Raw genomic sequence first — 16,382 nt, 5'->3', positions numbered from 1 at the left:
AAAGATTAATGCAATTGACCTCGAAATCCCTAAATACGGTATTAGATTTTTATTTAACTATCTTATTATTCGTAAAATTGGTATTTCGTGCGAAGTTATAGTGTGTTTTTATATCCACCTTCCTTTTTTATTCATGCAAACAGAGTTTATTATCTCTTTTCATCAGCAAGTAAATATTTAGTAGTAGATACGTTTACGTTTGCTTGTCGGCGTGGATTATGCAGTTACTAACCAAGGCACAATCAGCATAAAAAACCTTCTCCAATCATCATTATTAATTTATTGTACTGTCTGATATTTTCCTAATTTGGAACGTTGATGGGTTTCGCATACTTAATAAATACCAAAAAGCAAGTCTGCTGGAGCAAACTTGCTTTTTGGTAAAGCTTTGACAACTCAAAAATCATTTGTCTATATTAATCACTAATAAAAATTTATGTGAATTATTACGAACACTTAATATGTAAATTAAAATCATAAACCCTTACATATTGCTTTTAATGATTACTATAATTAATCGTAAACATTAAAACAATACTACCTCTTAAGGTACTTATTCAAAATTCCCCTTAATTTACGAAGGTTGTATTTTTGACTTTCCAGTCTTCAAGTTTAATGCTAACCCAAAAACCATAGATACCTAGTGTAATAACTGTAAGAACTAGCCATTTAATCCAGTTACCAAACAAACCAACTGCCGAACCGTTAAATTTCATTCTATGCCCATCAACCACCGTATGGTTAATTTTCCAGCCATAAACCATACATAACGCCCACGGATAGCAAATACCAAACGTGAACACTGTAATAAGTGTTCCCAAGATACTCCAACCAATGAAGCTCAAAAGTCCACCATCAAAGAAAGACTGACGTCCCCATTTTGATTCTGGTCCATAGCTACTTCCTGCATTAACATTTATGTTAATATTTTCTGTCATAATACACACTCCTTTGCCAGTTTATCGTGATTAGCGCACTTATTTTATACAATATAGCCTTGCATATTTTACCACGAAAATGTAACTTTCTTAAACTTTTTAAACGTTTAGTTATTTCATTCATACCAATAAGTTCAAAAACTACACTCAATGCTGCTAAGGTCTAAGAAAACAACTAGAATGTTAACTGTGATTCTGTTCCTCTCATTGTCAGATATATTAAGTAATTCATCTATTTCTTCCCACTTTAATTTCATTCCACTATAACAAACATACGTTTCATATATATAAACTAGTTTGCATACAATTCGTTTTTACATGATAAATTGTATTTTATTTCTTTTAGAATTGGAATATTGGGTACTTTCATGTATGTGCGCTGCTTCAACAGGGAGAAATCCGTTCCCATGTAAAATTGCATTTGGAATCATTGATACTAAATTTCATGTAGAATTCAAGTGAAAAAGGAGCAAATTAAATTGCTCCTTTTATCGTTATAAGATTTTTAACTTCTATCCTTAAACACACTATCTAGGGTTCTATCTTAGGATCTGAACTTATATCTTAAATCCACCAATTAATTCTTGAAGTTCTTCGGCCATCTGTGCTAATTGTACTGCTGAAGAATTTATCTCCTCCATAGAAGCATGTTGCTCCTCAGATGAGCCGGCTATCGTTTGCATACTTGAAGAATTCTCCTTCACAGCCATAGATATTTGATTAATTGATGTATCGACTTTCATTGCATCACTTGTCATTTTATTTGATAATTCTACCATACCATGTACTTTTGACACGATATCATTTGCAGATTTTGAAATTTCATAAAAACTTTGTTTTGTATCATTTGCAACCTGAATTCCCGACTGCACTTCAACTCCTACTTCATTCATAGCTTTTACAGTCTCATGTACATCTGCTTGTATTTCATTAATTAAGCTTCCAATTTCCATTGAAGATTCGGATGATTGCTCCGCTAACTTCCTGACTTCATCGGCAACAATGGCAAATCCACGCCCCTGTTCTCCTGCCCTTGCCGCTTCAATCGCTGCATTCAATGCTAATAAATTTGTTTGTTCTGCAATAGTTTGAATTGCTTCTAATATACTTCCAATTTGCTGCGATTTCTTATCTAATAATTTAATTACATTATCGGATTGAGAAACGGAATGATGGATAGACTGCATTTGCGTTACAGTTTGTTCTACTAATTGTTCGCCCTCATTGGCTTTTTGTTTTGTGTATAAGGATGAGGCCGATACTTCAGAAGCATTATCAGCTACGCATTGAATGTTACGCGTTACCTCACCAATTAATTTCGCTCCAGACGCCACTTCATTATTTTGAACTTCTGCACTATTCGATATGTCTTCCATTTCTTTTGTAATTTGTTCTGTCGCAATACTTGCTTGCTCTACGCTGGCAGTTAGTTCCTCAGACGAAGCAGCCACATGTCCTGCAGATGTGTTAATTTGAGAAATAATATTACGTAACGACTCTGCCATTGTATTGAAACTACCACCTAATTGACCAAGTTCATCCTTTGAACGAATATTTATTTTCTCAGTTAAATCTCCATGACTAATTCTTTGAGCTGAAATAACTAATTGTCTTAATGGATTAATAATAGATTTAAGAATGAAGAAAATTACAATTCCACCTAACAACAATGAAGCCCCTATTATAGTGAGTGTTTTATAAAAAATAGGATTGGTAGCTTCCTCAATTTCTTTAATAGGCATTACACCAGCTATTTTCCAACCTGTTTTTTTGTTTGTTTTAAAGCTTATGTTTCGATCCTCACCATTAAGGCTATAAGTAATTACTCCATCTTCTTTCTTGTATAGTTCATCTGCTAATGATTTCTCTAATTTCTCACCTGGCTTAAGTGTAGGATGAACAACTATAGTCTTATCTTGACTTACTATAGATACAAAGCCTTGTTTTCCTATTTTGATCATTTTAGAAGTTTTTACGATATCATCAATATTCAAGTCCACACCAATGACACCACTTTTATCAGCATTTTGCTTTGCAATTGCTATTACCATATTTCCTGTAGCTTTTGATTTATAGGGAGACGAAACAATAATCTCTCCATTAGCTTTTACTGCATCCTTATACCAACTACTTTCTAACGGGTTAAATCCTTCAGGTATTTTTCCAACGGGTGCATGAATAAATTGATTATTACTGGATGTAGTATAAATTGTCTCTATCTCTGGATGTAACTGTATATATTGATCAAATTTACCTTGCATATTTTGCAATTGGTCAGCGTTATAATCACCTTGTGTAAGTATCTTTGCAAAATGAGTTACATCTACATGTTTATTTTCTAATTCATCATCAACTATCTTATTTAAAATACTCACATTATCTTTCGCAGTTTGTAGAATTGTTTCATTTAGATCTGTTTTTGCTTTATCATAAGACGATACTCCTACAATAAGACTTGGTATAATTAATATTGCAATAAATGCCATAGACAACTTCGTTTTAAGCTTCATTTGTTCCAATCTTTCTTTTATATTAAACACTAGATGCTTCTCCCTTTCATTTTTACTACTGATATAGTTTATTTAAATTTTTCTCCTTTATTTTTTCCACATTCATTTATGGTACCTTTCGAAATGAAACCATAATTACATCCTATTATCTGTACTTTCTTATTTTGCGATTTATATTTCACAGTCAGCGTTTTATCTATCCTCCTTTCGAATATGTTATCTTTTCATTTTCAGCAATTCTAAAGCTACGAGTTGTTCCCAATAAAATAGATGAAACATAACCTTCATTTAATTTAGTGCTATTCCAATCGGATGAAATCCTTACCATTATAAATTCTCTAAAACTTAACTACGTAAATTTATTCTTTACATGATTATGTTTAACAGCCTTTGAACCCTTCGAAATGCATCACTCTATTCATGAATCATTCACTACGGTCGATTTTGTTGTAAGGGATAACTAAACCATAAATTCTAAATAGAAGAATAAAATAAATTGGAGGACTTCATTGTAACACGTATACACAAGTTTTAAATATTAAAATTAAGAAATATTTTTTATCAATCTTTACAAAAAAACACCCAAGAATTAACAAAGATATTGTTTCGTCTGTTTAATCTCTTACAGAAAAACGGACGAAAATCCCATAGGTATGAGAAGAAAACAGTCTTTGATATCTTAGGCGTCGTATATAATTTTTCTATGCCCCACAATCATGTAGCGTAATCAAAAATCTGAAGCCCGTTAGGGTTTATTTAGGATGCAAATTTTTAAAGAACTTACACTGGATCTTTAGAAAAAAGAAAAAATATTATATGAAATTAAACTTATATAATATTAGCTTGATGAGCATGGTGCACCATCCACATTTTAATGATTTTATAGACCAAGCGATTTTCAAAAACCGATAGCACAATTTAAATTGTAATTTTGATTTAAATAATGCGCTCTGAAAAACTACTCTTCTTCTAAAATAGCGTAATAATATTCATCCCACCATTCATTTCCATGGGGTATACACTTCTTGAAATAGCCTTCTCTCCTCATTCCAATTTTCTCCATCACTCGATATGATGAGGTATTTTCTGGCTGACATGTAGCTATAATTCTATGTAATTTCATTTCCTTAAACCCATATTTCAATGTAGCTTGTGCTGCTTCAGAAGCATATCCTTTATTGAAATATTTAGGATTGAATACCCAACCAATCTCATAAGTATGTTCACCAAAATATTTATGAAAAACAATATGACCAATGAGGATATTTTCATCTATTAGTATCACAGGAAAGTTCTTAGCATTTTCACCCATATTTTTATTTACAAAGTTTCTTGTATCTTCTTCAGTAAAAACCCCTTCAGGTATGTATTTCATAACATTGCTATCTGATGTATACTCATGAACAGCTTCCCAATCCTTGAATTCAAATTTTCGTATTAGTAATCTTTTTGCTTCTATAAACATTTACTTTTCTCCCCTCAAAAAATCGTTACTTTATTTCAGATTCACATTTAATCCTTAAAAAAAGAACTTGCAGGAATCTCTACAAGTTTTTTTATATCACGTGAATATATGGGACAAACAAACTATCTTACCGATTCATCATAGAAACTACAGGGGTAGTACTTTGACAACTATATTGTATAACAAATATTAACATCCGCAGATTTTATTTTCGAAAATTATGTTAATTAATAAAAAAATTATCCTTTTCCTTAACTATTCTAACTTTTATTCACTTAAATAAGCGTGTAGTTCAAAATAAATCTAATACTGGGAATATGAATACTAAATTTACTCTCAAAAACAGAAACCTAACGGCATATCTGCTGAAAATAATTATAAGAAAAACGTTCTACTCCATATGAGTAGAACGTCTTCTCACTTTAATTCATATATATTTTTTTGACTTATTTGTTTTGTGGCGTATTTAAAAAATTAATAAATTCATCTTCATTTACAGGCTTACTGTAGTAATACCCTTGAATTAGATAACATGCATTTTGTTGTAACACTGTTAATTGCTCCTTCGTTTCTACCCCTTCTGCTATTACTTTCATATTTAAAGTATGAGCTAACGAAATAATAGTTTGTATAATTCCATCTCCATCATTTGAAGTTCCAATCCTATTCACAAATTCTCTTGGAATTTTCAAAGTATCAATTGGATACAAAGGTAGATACGCTAATGAAGAATATCCTGTACCAAAATCATCAATTGATAAATGTACACCATATGATTTTAATGCTTTTAACTTCGATAAAGTTTCTTTTTCATCTACCATGGCAATACGCTCTGTTAATTCCAAATCAATCGAGTTAGCTGATACCCCTACTTCTTCTATAATAGATATGACTGTTTGAACAAAGCCCTTCTGTTCAAACTCTATAGCTGATAAATTTATCCCCATCTTTAAATTTGAATAGCCCGCAGAATGCCATACTTTCAGTTGCCGACACGCTTCCTGTAATGTCCATTTCCCAATTGAAATAATCTGCGACGTTTCTTCCGCGATAGGTATAAACTCAAAAGGTGAAATTAGCCCAAGCTCTGGATGTTGCCAACGTATTAAAGCCTCTGCACCAATAACCTTACCTGCCTTACTATCAACTTGTGGTTGATACAATAAAAACAACTCATTATTTTCAATTGCATTCGATAAATCCTGTTCTAATTGTAATCGTCTTGTTATTTTTCGAGATAATGTCTCATCGTACATACAAACAGCATTGTTACCTTTTTCCTTTGCGCTATACATAGCGATATCAGCGTGTTGTAAAAGTGTAGTAGTATTTATTCCTCCAAATGGATACACTGCTATTCCTATACTAAGAGATAAGTAAAAACTATGATGATTTACTACAAATGGTTCTTCGGTTATACGAAATAGAAGGTTACACAAATCCAATAGCTGTTGCTCTGTTTGGTTATGGACAATGATTGCAAACTCATCTCCCCCTATTCTCGCTAGAGGAATAGACGGTGACAGACATGTCCTAAAACGTTTAGCAACTTCTTTTAAAACACTGTCACCAATTGAATGTCCCATTGTATCATTGATGGTCTTAAAACGATTTAAATCTATATACAAGAGTCCAAATTCACCTTGCGTTTTTTGTGCACGCTTAATGGATTTTTCTAATTCTTGTTGGAAGAATATTCGATTTCCAATCTCCGTCACTATATCATGGAATGCTAGATAGTTTATCTTATCTTGTTGTTGCTTCATCCTTGTTATGTCTTTTACCATTACATAACTCCCAAAAGTTTGTCCTGCTATCATAATAGGAACAATGGTGACATACCAAAAATGTACATCCTTCTCATTATTATTTTTCACACGTAACTGTAATGAAGACGAACTACATCGTTTCCCCTTCTTTAGAGCTGCTTCCAATTCAAGTTTATCTTCATCTAAAAAAATAGAGAAGCACTCTTTTCCTATTAATGCACCACTATCTTTTCCTAATAATATACTTCCAGACTTGTTTATATTTAATACGATACCATTTGGATCAATTGTTAATATAGGATCTGGATGATACTCATATAAGGACTTAAACCTCTCTTGATTTTTTACCAAATCATTAGATTTTTTTATTAAATCTGCTGTTCTTTGAGATACTTTTTGCTCTAATTGATTATTAAACACTTTTAATGTTTCGGTTAAATCTTTGTTTTGCATTCGTACAATTGTATGACGAATCAGTACAAATACAAAGGCAATACAATTGCCCATAATCAGTGTAGCTGAAGAAGTTTGCTCTTTTAAAGTAAAACCAATTAAGATTGCAACTGCAAGATACGGAAATATGACAAGAAGTTTCTTTCCAAATGTCGGATTAATAATAAAATAATTTCTTCTAGAAGATGCACTCCTTGGGATAGTAGCGGCAATGGCAATAAATAATAGAAAAACTCTATACAAACACCTTAATAATATGAGTGAACGATATGATAAATCATCTTGTAAATAGAAATATAAATAGTCCGTAATAGACAATCCAGTTAATACTAAGATGAAAATAAATAATTTACTTTTCGCATTAAAAATTGCTGGTCGAAAGATAAGGCTAACTCCTAGTAAAAGAAGCAATAGATCTATAATTGGGAAAATAAATGAAAGAAAAACATCTCCAATTGATAAGAATAAAATATTTGCAGAAGGTTTATTAAATAGGTACCACTCTAAGGTGAAAATAGCAGTAACAACAATACATAAATCACAAATCAAATACGCCTTTTCCCATTTGTTACATTCCATCATGATTTTATAAAAGAACGCAAAGAGAAAGAAGAATAAGAAAAACAACAAAAATACATCAGAGATATTAAAATTTTGTATTGGTAATTCTATATTAAGTACTTGAAAAGCAGATAAAAAATTCCCTATCAAGAAACAACCTATTGCAATAGTAATACAAACCCAAAACACTCCTAACTTAACTTTTCTGGATACTATAGAATAGAGTAATGAAATAAGTACAATAGTTTCAACAACTAAAGATGAGAGTCGTATATTAAAATCTGATACAAAATACTGATTCGGAAAAACAAATAAAAATATAAAGCAAAAGCTTAAATAAGCTATTAGAGCCAATATCAATACATAAAATTGCACATGTGAATGTTTACGCAATATATTCACCTTCTTAAGTCTTTCATCATTTTTTATTAAATTTGTTTCTAATTATTATTCCTATTATGACCATTTCAAAAGATTTCTTTCAAAATAAAGTAACCTCAAATTACACCTGTTAATATTCAACAATTATAGAATGTTTCTAACCGTATAAAACGAAAGGAATCTTCTGTCGGAAAATGATAAATCACCATAATTCTCTGCATCTTTTTTTCATAAAAACCACAAATATGTCTAGTACTCTAGCATGCTTTCAAATGGATTGGACAATGCTAACATCATGATTCCAAAATTAATAGATTACAGAAAGGCTTATACTGATTAGATGCATTAAATATTATCAACAAAAAAAGTTTTTATATCTCTATAAAAAAATTCCACGAAATTAAGTGTATGTATAGACTTTCCAGTCAAAAGAATATAAACAGGACAATCATTATATAAACATGTATCTCTGAGAAATTATATAAATGTAACATATACCCAATTGATGGAGCAATTATAGTTACTTATATGAATGAGTGTCCACGACAGAAATATGACATTTTTGCAAGCAGCTAATAAAAATGAAACAGAAGATAATGTTTTAAAGTAACTAATTCAAAAAAGCCTTGTAACATATTACAAGACTTTTTGAATTGGTATATACATTATAGATAGATAATTTTATTTTATTAAAATCAAGACCAAACCCATTGCTCTTTATTTGTATTCTGTTTAATTTTATCGTTAATTTTCTGGATATGGTCATACGTTGTTTTATCCATTCCATGGAAATTAGATCCATCATGAAAATCTACTCGAACCATATCACCTATATTAAATTGTTGACCTTGTGTTAAGTCCACATAAACAACATCATTTTTCCCATTTTTAGAAGGGTACTTGACAGCTACATAATCGGTATAATCTTTGTCTATTTTTGTAATTTCACCGATTACAAAATTAGGTTGACCATCTTCTTTTTCATACATTCCTGGTTTCAATGTTGTACCTTCTTTTTCTAAAGACTTAGTACTAGTACTATAATCATTAATTTGCGTTTTAACTTTTTCTACTTTTGCATTTACAGCTATAGGTGGTATGGATCTCGCCCAAAAATCACTTTCTACTTTCACTAAGTCATTAACTTTAAAGTTATGAGTATTTTTTAGAGGCACACGAAGATCCTCTGGATTTCCGTTATTATCTATATATGTAACTAATAACTCATTAGAAGAAACTTCACTTACATGCCCTACTGTATATTTCTCATAGTTTCCAGGAGCTAATTCAAAATGCTCAACAGAATTAGCCGTTAAGCTTGTAGTAAATGCGTTTTGAAGTAATGGACCATTACTATTTACTTTTACATATTCACCTAGTTTTGCATTTGCTTGAAAATCAGTATAAATAGTTACACTTTCATTTAATTCTTTACTTTCAATGATAAAATACTTTGACTGTACTTCTATTACTTTCCCCTCAACTGTAGTGTTGAACTCTTGTACAGCTGCACTTGCTGTTAGTGAATCTACTCCTGGTATATTACTTCCCGTTAATGCTGCAAATCCTAATGCACCAGCTAAGATGACTTTTTTCATATTCTAAAACATATCCAATCATATCTATTCACTAACTGATTTCCATTATCAATTAGCGTGTAATCATTATAGTTACAACTTTTAAAGAACGTCAACAAAAAGATCATTACACTTTTGTAAGGTAATAAGGTTAATAATATATCAAGTAACTTTTTCACGAAGTAAGTTTTTTTATCTAGAGAGCCCTCTCACTACATAGGATTAAAAATAAATTTATTCATCCTTATAGCTATTATAATGAGTAATTATTCACCTTATATAATAATTACTTACTATATTATTAACATGGTTATCTTACAAAAATGTAATTCTTTTTTAATTGACACTCGTACATATAAGTAACTATACTGGTTACACGATCTTGGTAAATATATCAAATAGTCCTTATTATAAGTGTATTTCTATAGATTTTTTTCGAAATAATAGTTTAAATTAACTAATTATTATTTACCTGTATTATAGTGAATTTGCCAACCTACTCTATTCTTTAAACTAAGTCATATTACTTATAAGATTCACTATAAATGATAGATTTACCCAGCTGTAATATTATTTTAGGAGTGTTACATTTTGAAATACAAATTAATTGCTACAGGAATTCTTGCTGGAAGTCTACTATCCTACTCATCTAGTGCATTTGCAAATACTCATAAATTTCCAGATGTCCCAAATTGGGCAAGCCCTTCTGTAAATTACCTAGTTGAAAAAGGCGCATTACATGGAAAACCCGATGGTACTTTTGCCCCGCTGAAACAATTGACCGCGGTTCAGCTGCCAAAATAATGGCTATAATGCTTGGATTAGAAATTAATAAGAATGCTAAACCATCTTTCCAAGATGCTCAAAACCACTGGGCAGCACCATACATTGCAGCTGTTGAAAAAGCAGGTGTTATTAAAGGAGATGGAAATGGTAACTTCCTTCCAACAGGTTTGATTAATCGTGCATCCATGGCTTCAATGGTGGCAAATGCTTATAAATTAGAAAATAAAGTTACTAAAAATAGTATAACTACATTTGAGGATTTAAAAGGACATTGGGGAGAAAGATATGCAAATATCTTAATACAAACAGAAATTTCTAAGGGCACTGAAGATGGAGAAAACTGGTCCCCTAATAGACCAATTACCCGTGCAGAGGCTGCACAATTTATTGCAAAGTCTGATCAAATCGACCACAAAACAAAGAAAGAAGAAAATGCTGTAGTTGGTGTAATAAATAATACAGACTCTTATTATGTGACTGTTGCATATAAAGATGCTAATGGCAATAGTCAAGAAGTTACTATAGACTTCCCGAATGGTAGTAACTCTAACTTTAAAAACGGAGACAAAGTTAAAGTTGCTAACAAAGATCAATGGAAACATCAAAAAATCTATGGGCAAACTGTATTTTACACTGATGTAAGTTCTATTTCTAAAATAAACGAAGAATCTAACAAACAACAAGAAAACCATGTAATGAGTAAAGATAAAGAACAAAAACTCTTAGCACAACTAAAAAAACGTTCTGGTACAGTGGCAAAAAAATCCGAAGATAGCTTAGAAATTTCAAGTGAAAATCAAACCATTCGTGCCCATGTTAATCCAAAAGTATTACCAAACATTCAGATAGGCGATACAGTAAATGTTTATGCTCAGGCATTTGAAATGGCCCCTATTCTTCTAATGGACTTACCTTTCGAGGCAAGAAACGCGATTATTCAAAAGGGAAATGAACAAAATATTTTAGAGAATCAATACAAAAAAATCAATGGAAATGTTACAGGGAAATCTGATAATTCAATCTTAGTTTCAAGTAACAACATAACTTATGAAGTTGAAACTTCAACCGAAGTATTACAAGATATTGTAATTGGTGATACGGTGAACATTTATGCTGCATCTTTTGAGTTTAGCCCTATTTTACTTGCTGGTGTTCCTGCGAAGGCTATTTCTCCTATTGTTGAAAAAACAAACTAATGTTCCACATTCTATAAATTTGTTGACTTCATCCGAAAAGAACTCCTAAGTAACATAGGAGTTCTTTTTATGAAGTTATATATTTTTTATCGTGCTCGTAAGACCTAGTATATTAATCGTAATTTACTATCTGTCCAACAGTAACTATCTTATTTTCATCGTTTTCCGACAGAAGACTCCTTCCTCAAAAATGTGAAGGGTAAAACACCAATTTTAGGTGGGAGATGAATGTCGGTTGGCATAAGACAACATGTTTGCTACCATATACTTGTACAGATTACTCTTTGAAAACTGAAGATATGAGGTTGGTTGCAGAAAAACGTTGCAACCGTAACAGCTTTAACATTAGGATGTGGATTTACTTTTGGATTAACACCGGCATTTGCAGATTCTAATAAGGCGTCTGTAAGCACTGCACCTATTTATTCTATTCATAAACAAGAACAAGATCCTTTTACTGGATATGTCATTTCAGTAGAAAACAATTATTTAGTGGTTGCTTCTACATCTACAAAAGATGAAGCTCTCGCTTACCAAAATGATTGGTGGGAGTTAGTAAATCAAAATAAGATTTTAAGGGTTCCTATTTCAGATGGTGAAAGTTACACTTTAGGTGAACAGTTAAATGTTTATGCTGCTGCATGGACCAAATCTTTACCACCAATTGCTGTAATGCCTAAAATTGAAAGAGTAATTCAATAGATTATGCTAAAAATAACAGGGCATTATTCTAATTAGAATGATGCCCTGTTATTTAGTAAAAAATTGAATACGTAATCTTTATATTCTTTTTCGTTGCTTTCTGACTTCTATCATATATTAACCTAATGCTTATCATTCTGCACCTGACGCAAGATCCTACATCTCACATTACTGTAAAGATATTACTCGCCATCTTTCATCTCTAAAATAGTAGTATCGTTTACAATCCCATGACATACCCTTTAAGAGAATTAAGAAATACCTTGTTTCATACCCCTATCTTTTACACTCTTACTGCTATCGCTAGCAAATTTAATTCTTTAATTCTATTTTCACAGATTCATATATTCTTCTAAAGTCAGTTTTTTCTTATATATACTTTCAGCAATATCTCCTACATAGCGAATATGCCACGGTTCATAAGCATATCCAGTAATACCCTCTTTACCTTTTGGATAACGAATAATAAAACCTGCACGATGCGCATTTTCTTTCAGCCATTTTCCTTCTTTCGTATTCGCAAAAGTTAGCTCTAGCTCATTATTTGCACTTTTAGAAGAAACATCCATCGTTAATCCCGTTTGATGTTCACTATGTCCAGGCTTTGCCGAGAAGCGATCCGTATGCTCTTGCCCTTTCTTTTTAACATTGTTGGCATACAGGCCTTTTTGATACTCATAGGAACGAAATCCTGAAACAGCATTCAACTGGATTCCATCCTGCTTAGCTAAAAGGAATAGTTTTTCTAACGCTTCCGCTGCTTCTTTACGAAGATGACTCTTTTCTACCGTTCCACTAAATGAAAACGGTACATTTGGGACAACTAAATCCTCTGGCATATAGTCTTCGGGTAAACCATATTCCTTATTTACTACAGCCTGTACACTAGCAAAAGAACTTGCTATCTTATTTGAAGTCCCATTTTGCTTACTATTTTTTTCTTTATTTATGGAGTTTTCACTAGTTTCATGGTTTGTCTTATATGGTTCTTTACCAATAGATATATTGGTGTAAATGATAAAGATACCTAACATTACTACTATACAAGTTAAGGTTGCTACTAATTTAAGTCTCATCATTCATTTCCTTCCTGCAACTCCTACTGTTACTCATTCATCATACTTCAACCATATCAAATCCATATTAATTCCCTGTGAACTTTTCTTCATAACGTGTTCCTTAATAGATTGATAGTATATCTTCCCGTTCTTTTGACACCCTTAAAATATCAGTTCTATTCATACATGTAGAAAAATAATCTAAAAATTTTTATAATAAGATAAGAAGTGTAGCATTCTATTATAGAAAGGTCTTGGTATAATGCTAGGTATTGATGTCAAAAAAACAAAAGAAGAGTTAATTATTTCATGGCAATTTGCGGAGGTCACGATTCCATTACGTGATGTGATTGAGGTTACCGAAGATGCTACCTATGCGGGTGTTGAAGAACCAAGTGCAATCCGTATCGGAACTGCATATGCGACAACTGATCGTATATTAATTAGAACTGTAAAACAAAATTATGTATTATTTACTACAAACAAAGTGTCGATTTTAAAAGCTATACTTGGTTAAAGATGGTCATATAAATAGATTCAAACAAAGTTCGAATAAAGCAAAAGAGAGAAGTCATAGAAATTTCCTTATTTTATTAAATTCATTAGTATGGCTGCTAACACTTTTGAATTCTTCAAAACGAAAATTATTATCTTGGTCACCTTTTGCTATATTTGAGGGTAACATGTAATTGATGCTGCAGAAGTTTGGATGCAAAATTGCATCTTTAATTCAGATATATTGATGTATAATGAAGATGAACTGCTCAACATTTTTCTTTTAAGTTAGTATGTCAAACCCTAACTACCTAAAGAACTAAGGTAAACGTATATTATGTCATTTTAATATTTTATGTTTTAGAGTTCCTCTATTTGAATCGTAAAATGTGGTTTGAATTTCACTTCAATTGTTTTGTTTCCTACGCCACCTTGGACATACAATGAATCATTGCGGGTATAGATTCGTTTAGCCAAATCCATATTGGTTTCAAATATACAATTATTTTCATAACACATTTTTAATTCAACAGTTTCCTCGTAATAACACATAATCATTACTAATTCAAATCCCAGTTTGTCTATTTTACTATATCTATATGCACCTGCACCAGGAATAAAATAATCTTCTGGTTCACTCTCGAAAATTTCCAATAATTCGTATTCATCATATTTAATATTCAACTTGAGTATTCCTAACTTATTTTATAGGTAGTGTATTTATAGTTTCATACGATGTTTATTTTGCACCGTATGAAACTAGTATATTTACTATATGAAGTAGTGACTATTATTCTGGACATAAATCAAGTACATCATGAAACATAGCGTATTCTACAGTCACCTGAGGTCCAAAAATTGTTACCCCCTCTGGGAATTTGAGGTTCATTACAACCTCATTTACTTCTGCATAGGATAGTTGTGTATAATTCTTCGATGTTAAAGATTGAATAACTTGTTGGTCAAATTCCAATTGCCGACTCGTATAGGGCTGTATGTCATATCCATCTAAAGTTGACATGAGTGACGTATCGCCAGGACAGTCAACTGAAAATTCATGCTGTAAGTAAAATACAGGTGCCAATTTTGAAATTAATAAAGTACTGCTGTAGTAAATATTTAAATTCTCTTTCTTATATGTTTTAAAATCGAATACATATTTTTCTGCTGGCCAAATATCATCAATGTTGACAGGTGTTGTTTGAATGTGTGCATTATGAATAAATACAGTTAATTCTTTAGGTAATTCAATTTTATTTTCACACCTAAGTAAATATTCATTTACAGCTCCATTTACATAAAAATGTTGTATTGCTTTTTTTACTAATTCATTCATATATGAATCCTTTCTTAACCCATTTTCAAATCATGTCCCGCAGGTTTCGTTGAGTTTAAATTAAAGTCTACTTCTCCCTGATGTTTCCCCTTTTTATTAAGTACTTCAAATCTACCATGTTGTGTATCTAAAGCATAAAGATTATTGGATTTTGAATCAACATATACGTCCCTTTTATTTACTCTGCTCAGTTTTGAGTCTTTTTTCCAACCATTTTGCTCAGCAATGCCTTTTGAGGCTATTTTTATTTCAGCGGCTTTTTCATTTATATTCATTTTTGCGATTTTTTTATCAAAGGCTGCTACATCGAAAGAACCTGTTGATACATTTTTTGTTACATTACCAAGTTTGTGTGCATTTTTCTCCAGATCGCCTAGTTTACCAAAGGTACGACCAATTACTTTTGTGGTACCACCAGTAACTGCAGTAAGTGTTCCCCATACAAAGTCACTTGGCGCATATTTATCATGAGTAAACATTTCCTCGCCCGTAAAGAGCTGTATACCTTGTTTTACTTCTCCAATTCCAGGAGCTAAATCAAGGAATAATGAAGTTTGTTTAGCGGAACGTTTTTGTTCTTCTAAATATTCCAGCTGAAGCAACCTCCATTCATGGTATTACTAATAAAACTGTCCACGATGCACCATCGTGGACAGTAATGTATAAAAAATTATGTGAAGTTACTGCAGGAAAAACTCTACTTATTTATTGTATAATAGTAATAATAATAAAGTTATTGAATTTTGATTATTAAAAGCTAAGAGCCTTACTACATTCTACGTAATAAGGCTCTTTAAAGTTGTTTCAAATTACATCCATCTGTTTATATAATACTTAAAAAATGAATAATAAAGTTGTTTACTTCTTATTGAACTAACGCATCTGTTCGTTTAAGTGTAACTCTTCACAATTACTTGATATTATATAGGTGAATAGAAAGATAAATTAAAATTTAGTTTCGTAGTTGTAAAAGGAGGTTATTTATATTATTCTCTTATAATTTTCCAAAAAGGAGAGTTTATGAAAAAGATTATTGTTTTTGTGTTAACGATATTTATATTATCCTCAGGATTCGCAACACAAAGTTATGCGTTGTCAGATTCGCAATCTGCGGCAATACAAGCGTTGCTAGATGATGCCTGTCGTATATCAGGT

11 protein-coding genes and 3 pseudogenes are annotated in these 16,382 nt (G+C 31.5%); 5 read left to right on the top strand and 9 right to left on the bottom strand.

Features of this window, described 5'->3' with window-relative positions; all coding sequences use genetic code 11:
• Nucleotides 1-569: 569 nt before the first annotated feature.
• Both MR115_RS26340 and MR115_RS26335 read right to left on the bottom strand, forming a co-directional pair.
• Nucleotides 570-938 (bottom strand): DUF898 family protein, encoded by a 369-nt coding sequence (locus tag MR115_RS26340; RefSeq protein ID WP_097996460.1) that lies wholly within the window; start codon nt 936-938, stop codon nt 570-572.
• A 557-nt stretch (nt 939-1,495) separates the two neighbouring features.
• The gene (locus tag MR115_RS26335) at nt 1,496-3,478 is read right to left on the bottom strand and encodes a methyl-accepting chemotaxis protein (RefSeq protein ID WP_242243240.1); all 1,983 of its coding nucleotides are present in this window, start codon (nt 3,476-3,478) and stop codon (nt 1,496-1,498) included.
• 523 nt (nt 3,479-4,001) lie between these two features.
• On the opposite strand from MR115_RS26335, the pseudogene MR115_RS26330 reads away from it, so the two are divergent.
• A pseudogene (locus MR115_RS26330) lies at nt 4,002-4,175 on the top strand (IS4 family transposase); the annotation flags it as partial.
• A 231-nt stretch (nt 4,176-4,406) separates the two neighbouring features.
• On the opposite strand, the gene MR115_RS26325 reads toward MR115_RS26330, so the two are convergent.
• From MR115_RS26325 to MR115_RS26315, 3 genes are all read right to left on the bottom strand, one after another.
• On the bottom strand, nt 4,407-4,913 hold the full coding sequence (locus MR115_RS26325) for a GNAT family N-acetyltransferase (protein WP_000469442.1): 507 nt from the start codon (nt 4,911-4,913) through the stop codon (nt 4,407-4,409).
• Between the two features lie 446 nt (nt 4,914-5,359).
• Nucleotides 5,360-8,089 (bottom strand): sensor domain-containing protein, encoded by a 2,730-nt coding sequence (locus MR115_RS26320; protein ID WP_242243239.1) that lies wholly within the window; start codon nt 8,087-8,089, stop codon nt 5,360-5,362.
• A gap of 683 nt (nt 8,090-8,772) precedes the next feature.
• Nucleotides 8,773-9,675: a hypothetical protein gene (locus tag MR115_RS26315; RefSeq protein ID WP_070806055.1), complete on the bottom strand. Its 903-nt coding sequence runs from the start codon at nt 9,673-9,675 to the stop codon at nt 8,773-8,775.
• Nucleotides 9,676-10,245: 570 nt separating this feature from the next.
• Between MR115_RS26315 and MR115_RS26310 the strand changes: the two are divergent.
• A pseudogene (locus MR115_RS26310) lies at nt 10,246-11,636 on the top strand (S-layer homology domain-containing protein).
• 309 nt (nt 11,637-11,945) lie between these two features.
• Nucleotides 11,946-12,338: a DUF3221 domain-containing protein gene (locus tag MR115_RS26305; RefSeq protein ID WP_242243238.1), complete on the top strand. Its 393-nt coding sequence runs from the start codon at nt 11,946-11,948 to the stop codon at nt 12,336-12,338.
• Nucleotides 12,339-12,670: 332 nt separating this feature from the next.
• Here the strand turns inward: MR115_RS26305 and MR115_RS26300 are convergent, their stop codons facing one another.
• Nucleotides 12,671-13,414, bottom strand: coding sequence for a M15 family metallopeptidase (locus MR115_RS26300; protein ID WP_242243270.1), 744 nt, complete (start codon nt 13,412-13,414; stop codon nt 12,671-12,673).
• Between the two features lie 244 nt (nt 13,415-13,658).
• Here MR115_RS26300 and MR115_RS26295 point away from each other — a divergent pair, with 244 nt between their 5' ends.
• Entirely contained in the window at nt 13,659-13,913 is a 255-nt protein-coding gene (locus MR115_RS26295; RefSeq protein WP_242243237.1) for a SunI/YnzG family protein, read from the top strand.
• 338 nt (nt 13,914-14,251) lie between these two features.
• On the opposite strand, the gene MR115_RS26290 is transcribed toward MR115_RS26295, so the two are convergent.
• From MR115_RS26290 to MR115_RS26280, 3 genes are all read right to left on the bottom strand, one after another.
• Complete coding sequence (locus tag MR115_RS26290) at nt 14,252-14,575, bottom strand: hypothetical protein (protein WP_242243236.1); 324 nt, start codon at nt 14,573-14,575, stop codon at nt 14,252-14,254.
• 106 nt (nt 14,576-14,681) lie between these two features.
• The gene (locus MR115_RS26285) at nt 14,682-15,227 is read right to left on the bottom strand and encodes a hypothetical protein (protein WP_242243235.1); all 546 of its coding nucleotides are present in this window, start codon (nt 15,225-15,227) and stop codon (nt 14,682-14,684) included.
• 14 nt (nt 15,228-15,241) lie between these two features.
• A complete protein-coding gene (locus tag MR115_RS26280; protein WP_242243234.1) occupies nt 15,242-15,829 on the bottom strand; it encodes a colicin E3/pyocin S6 family cytotoxin in 588 nt (195 codons plus the stop codon).
• Between MR115_RS26280 and MR115_RS30375 the strand changes: the two are divergent.
• A pseudogene (locus MR115_RS30375) lies at nt 15,808-15,936 on the top strand (3'-5' exonuclease); the annotation flags it as partial. The gene MR115_RS26280 and the pseudogene MR115_RS30375 overlap by 22 nt on opposite strands.
• Nucleotides 15,937-16,382 lie beyond the last annotated feature (446 nt).

Origin of the sequence: Bacillus cereus group sp. BfR-BA-01309, assembly GCF_022664315.1 — a bacterium.
Taxonomy (GTDB): domain Bacteria; phylum Bacillota; class Bacilli; order Bacillales; family Bacillaceae_G; genus Bacillus_A; species Bacillus_A mobilis.
This window is presented reverse-complemented; position numbering and strand designations above follow the sequence as displayed.

Excerpts from the sequence above, each read along its gene's own strand:
- MR115_RS26285 (WP_242243235.1), bottom strand. The coding sequence starts at position 15,227 with ATGAATGAATTAGTAAAAAAAGCAATACAACATTTTTATGTAAATGGA.
- MR115_RS26300 (WP_242243270.1), bottom strand. The coding sequence starts at position 13,414 with ATGAGACTTAAATTAGTAGCAACCTTAACTTGTATAGTAGTAATGTTA.
- MR115_RS26295 (WP_242243237.1), top strand. The coding sequence starts at position 13,659 with ATGCTAGGTATTGATGTCAAAAAAACAAAAGAAGAGTTAATTATTTCA.
- MR115_RS26325 (WP_000469442.1), bottom strand. The coding sequence starts at position 4,913 with ATGTTTATAGAAGCAAAAAGATTACTAATACGAAAATTTGAATTCAAG.
- MR115_RS26315 (WP_070806055.1), bottom strand. The coding sequence starts at position 9,675 with ATGAAAAAAGTCATCTTAGCTGGTGCATTAGGATTTGCAGCATTAACG.
- MR115_RS26340 (WP_097996460.1), bottom strand. The coding sequence starts at position 938 with ATGACAGAAAATATTAACATAAATGTTAATGCAGGAAGTAGCTATGGA.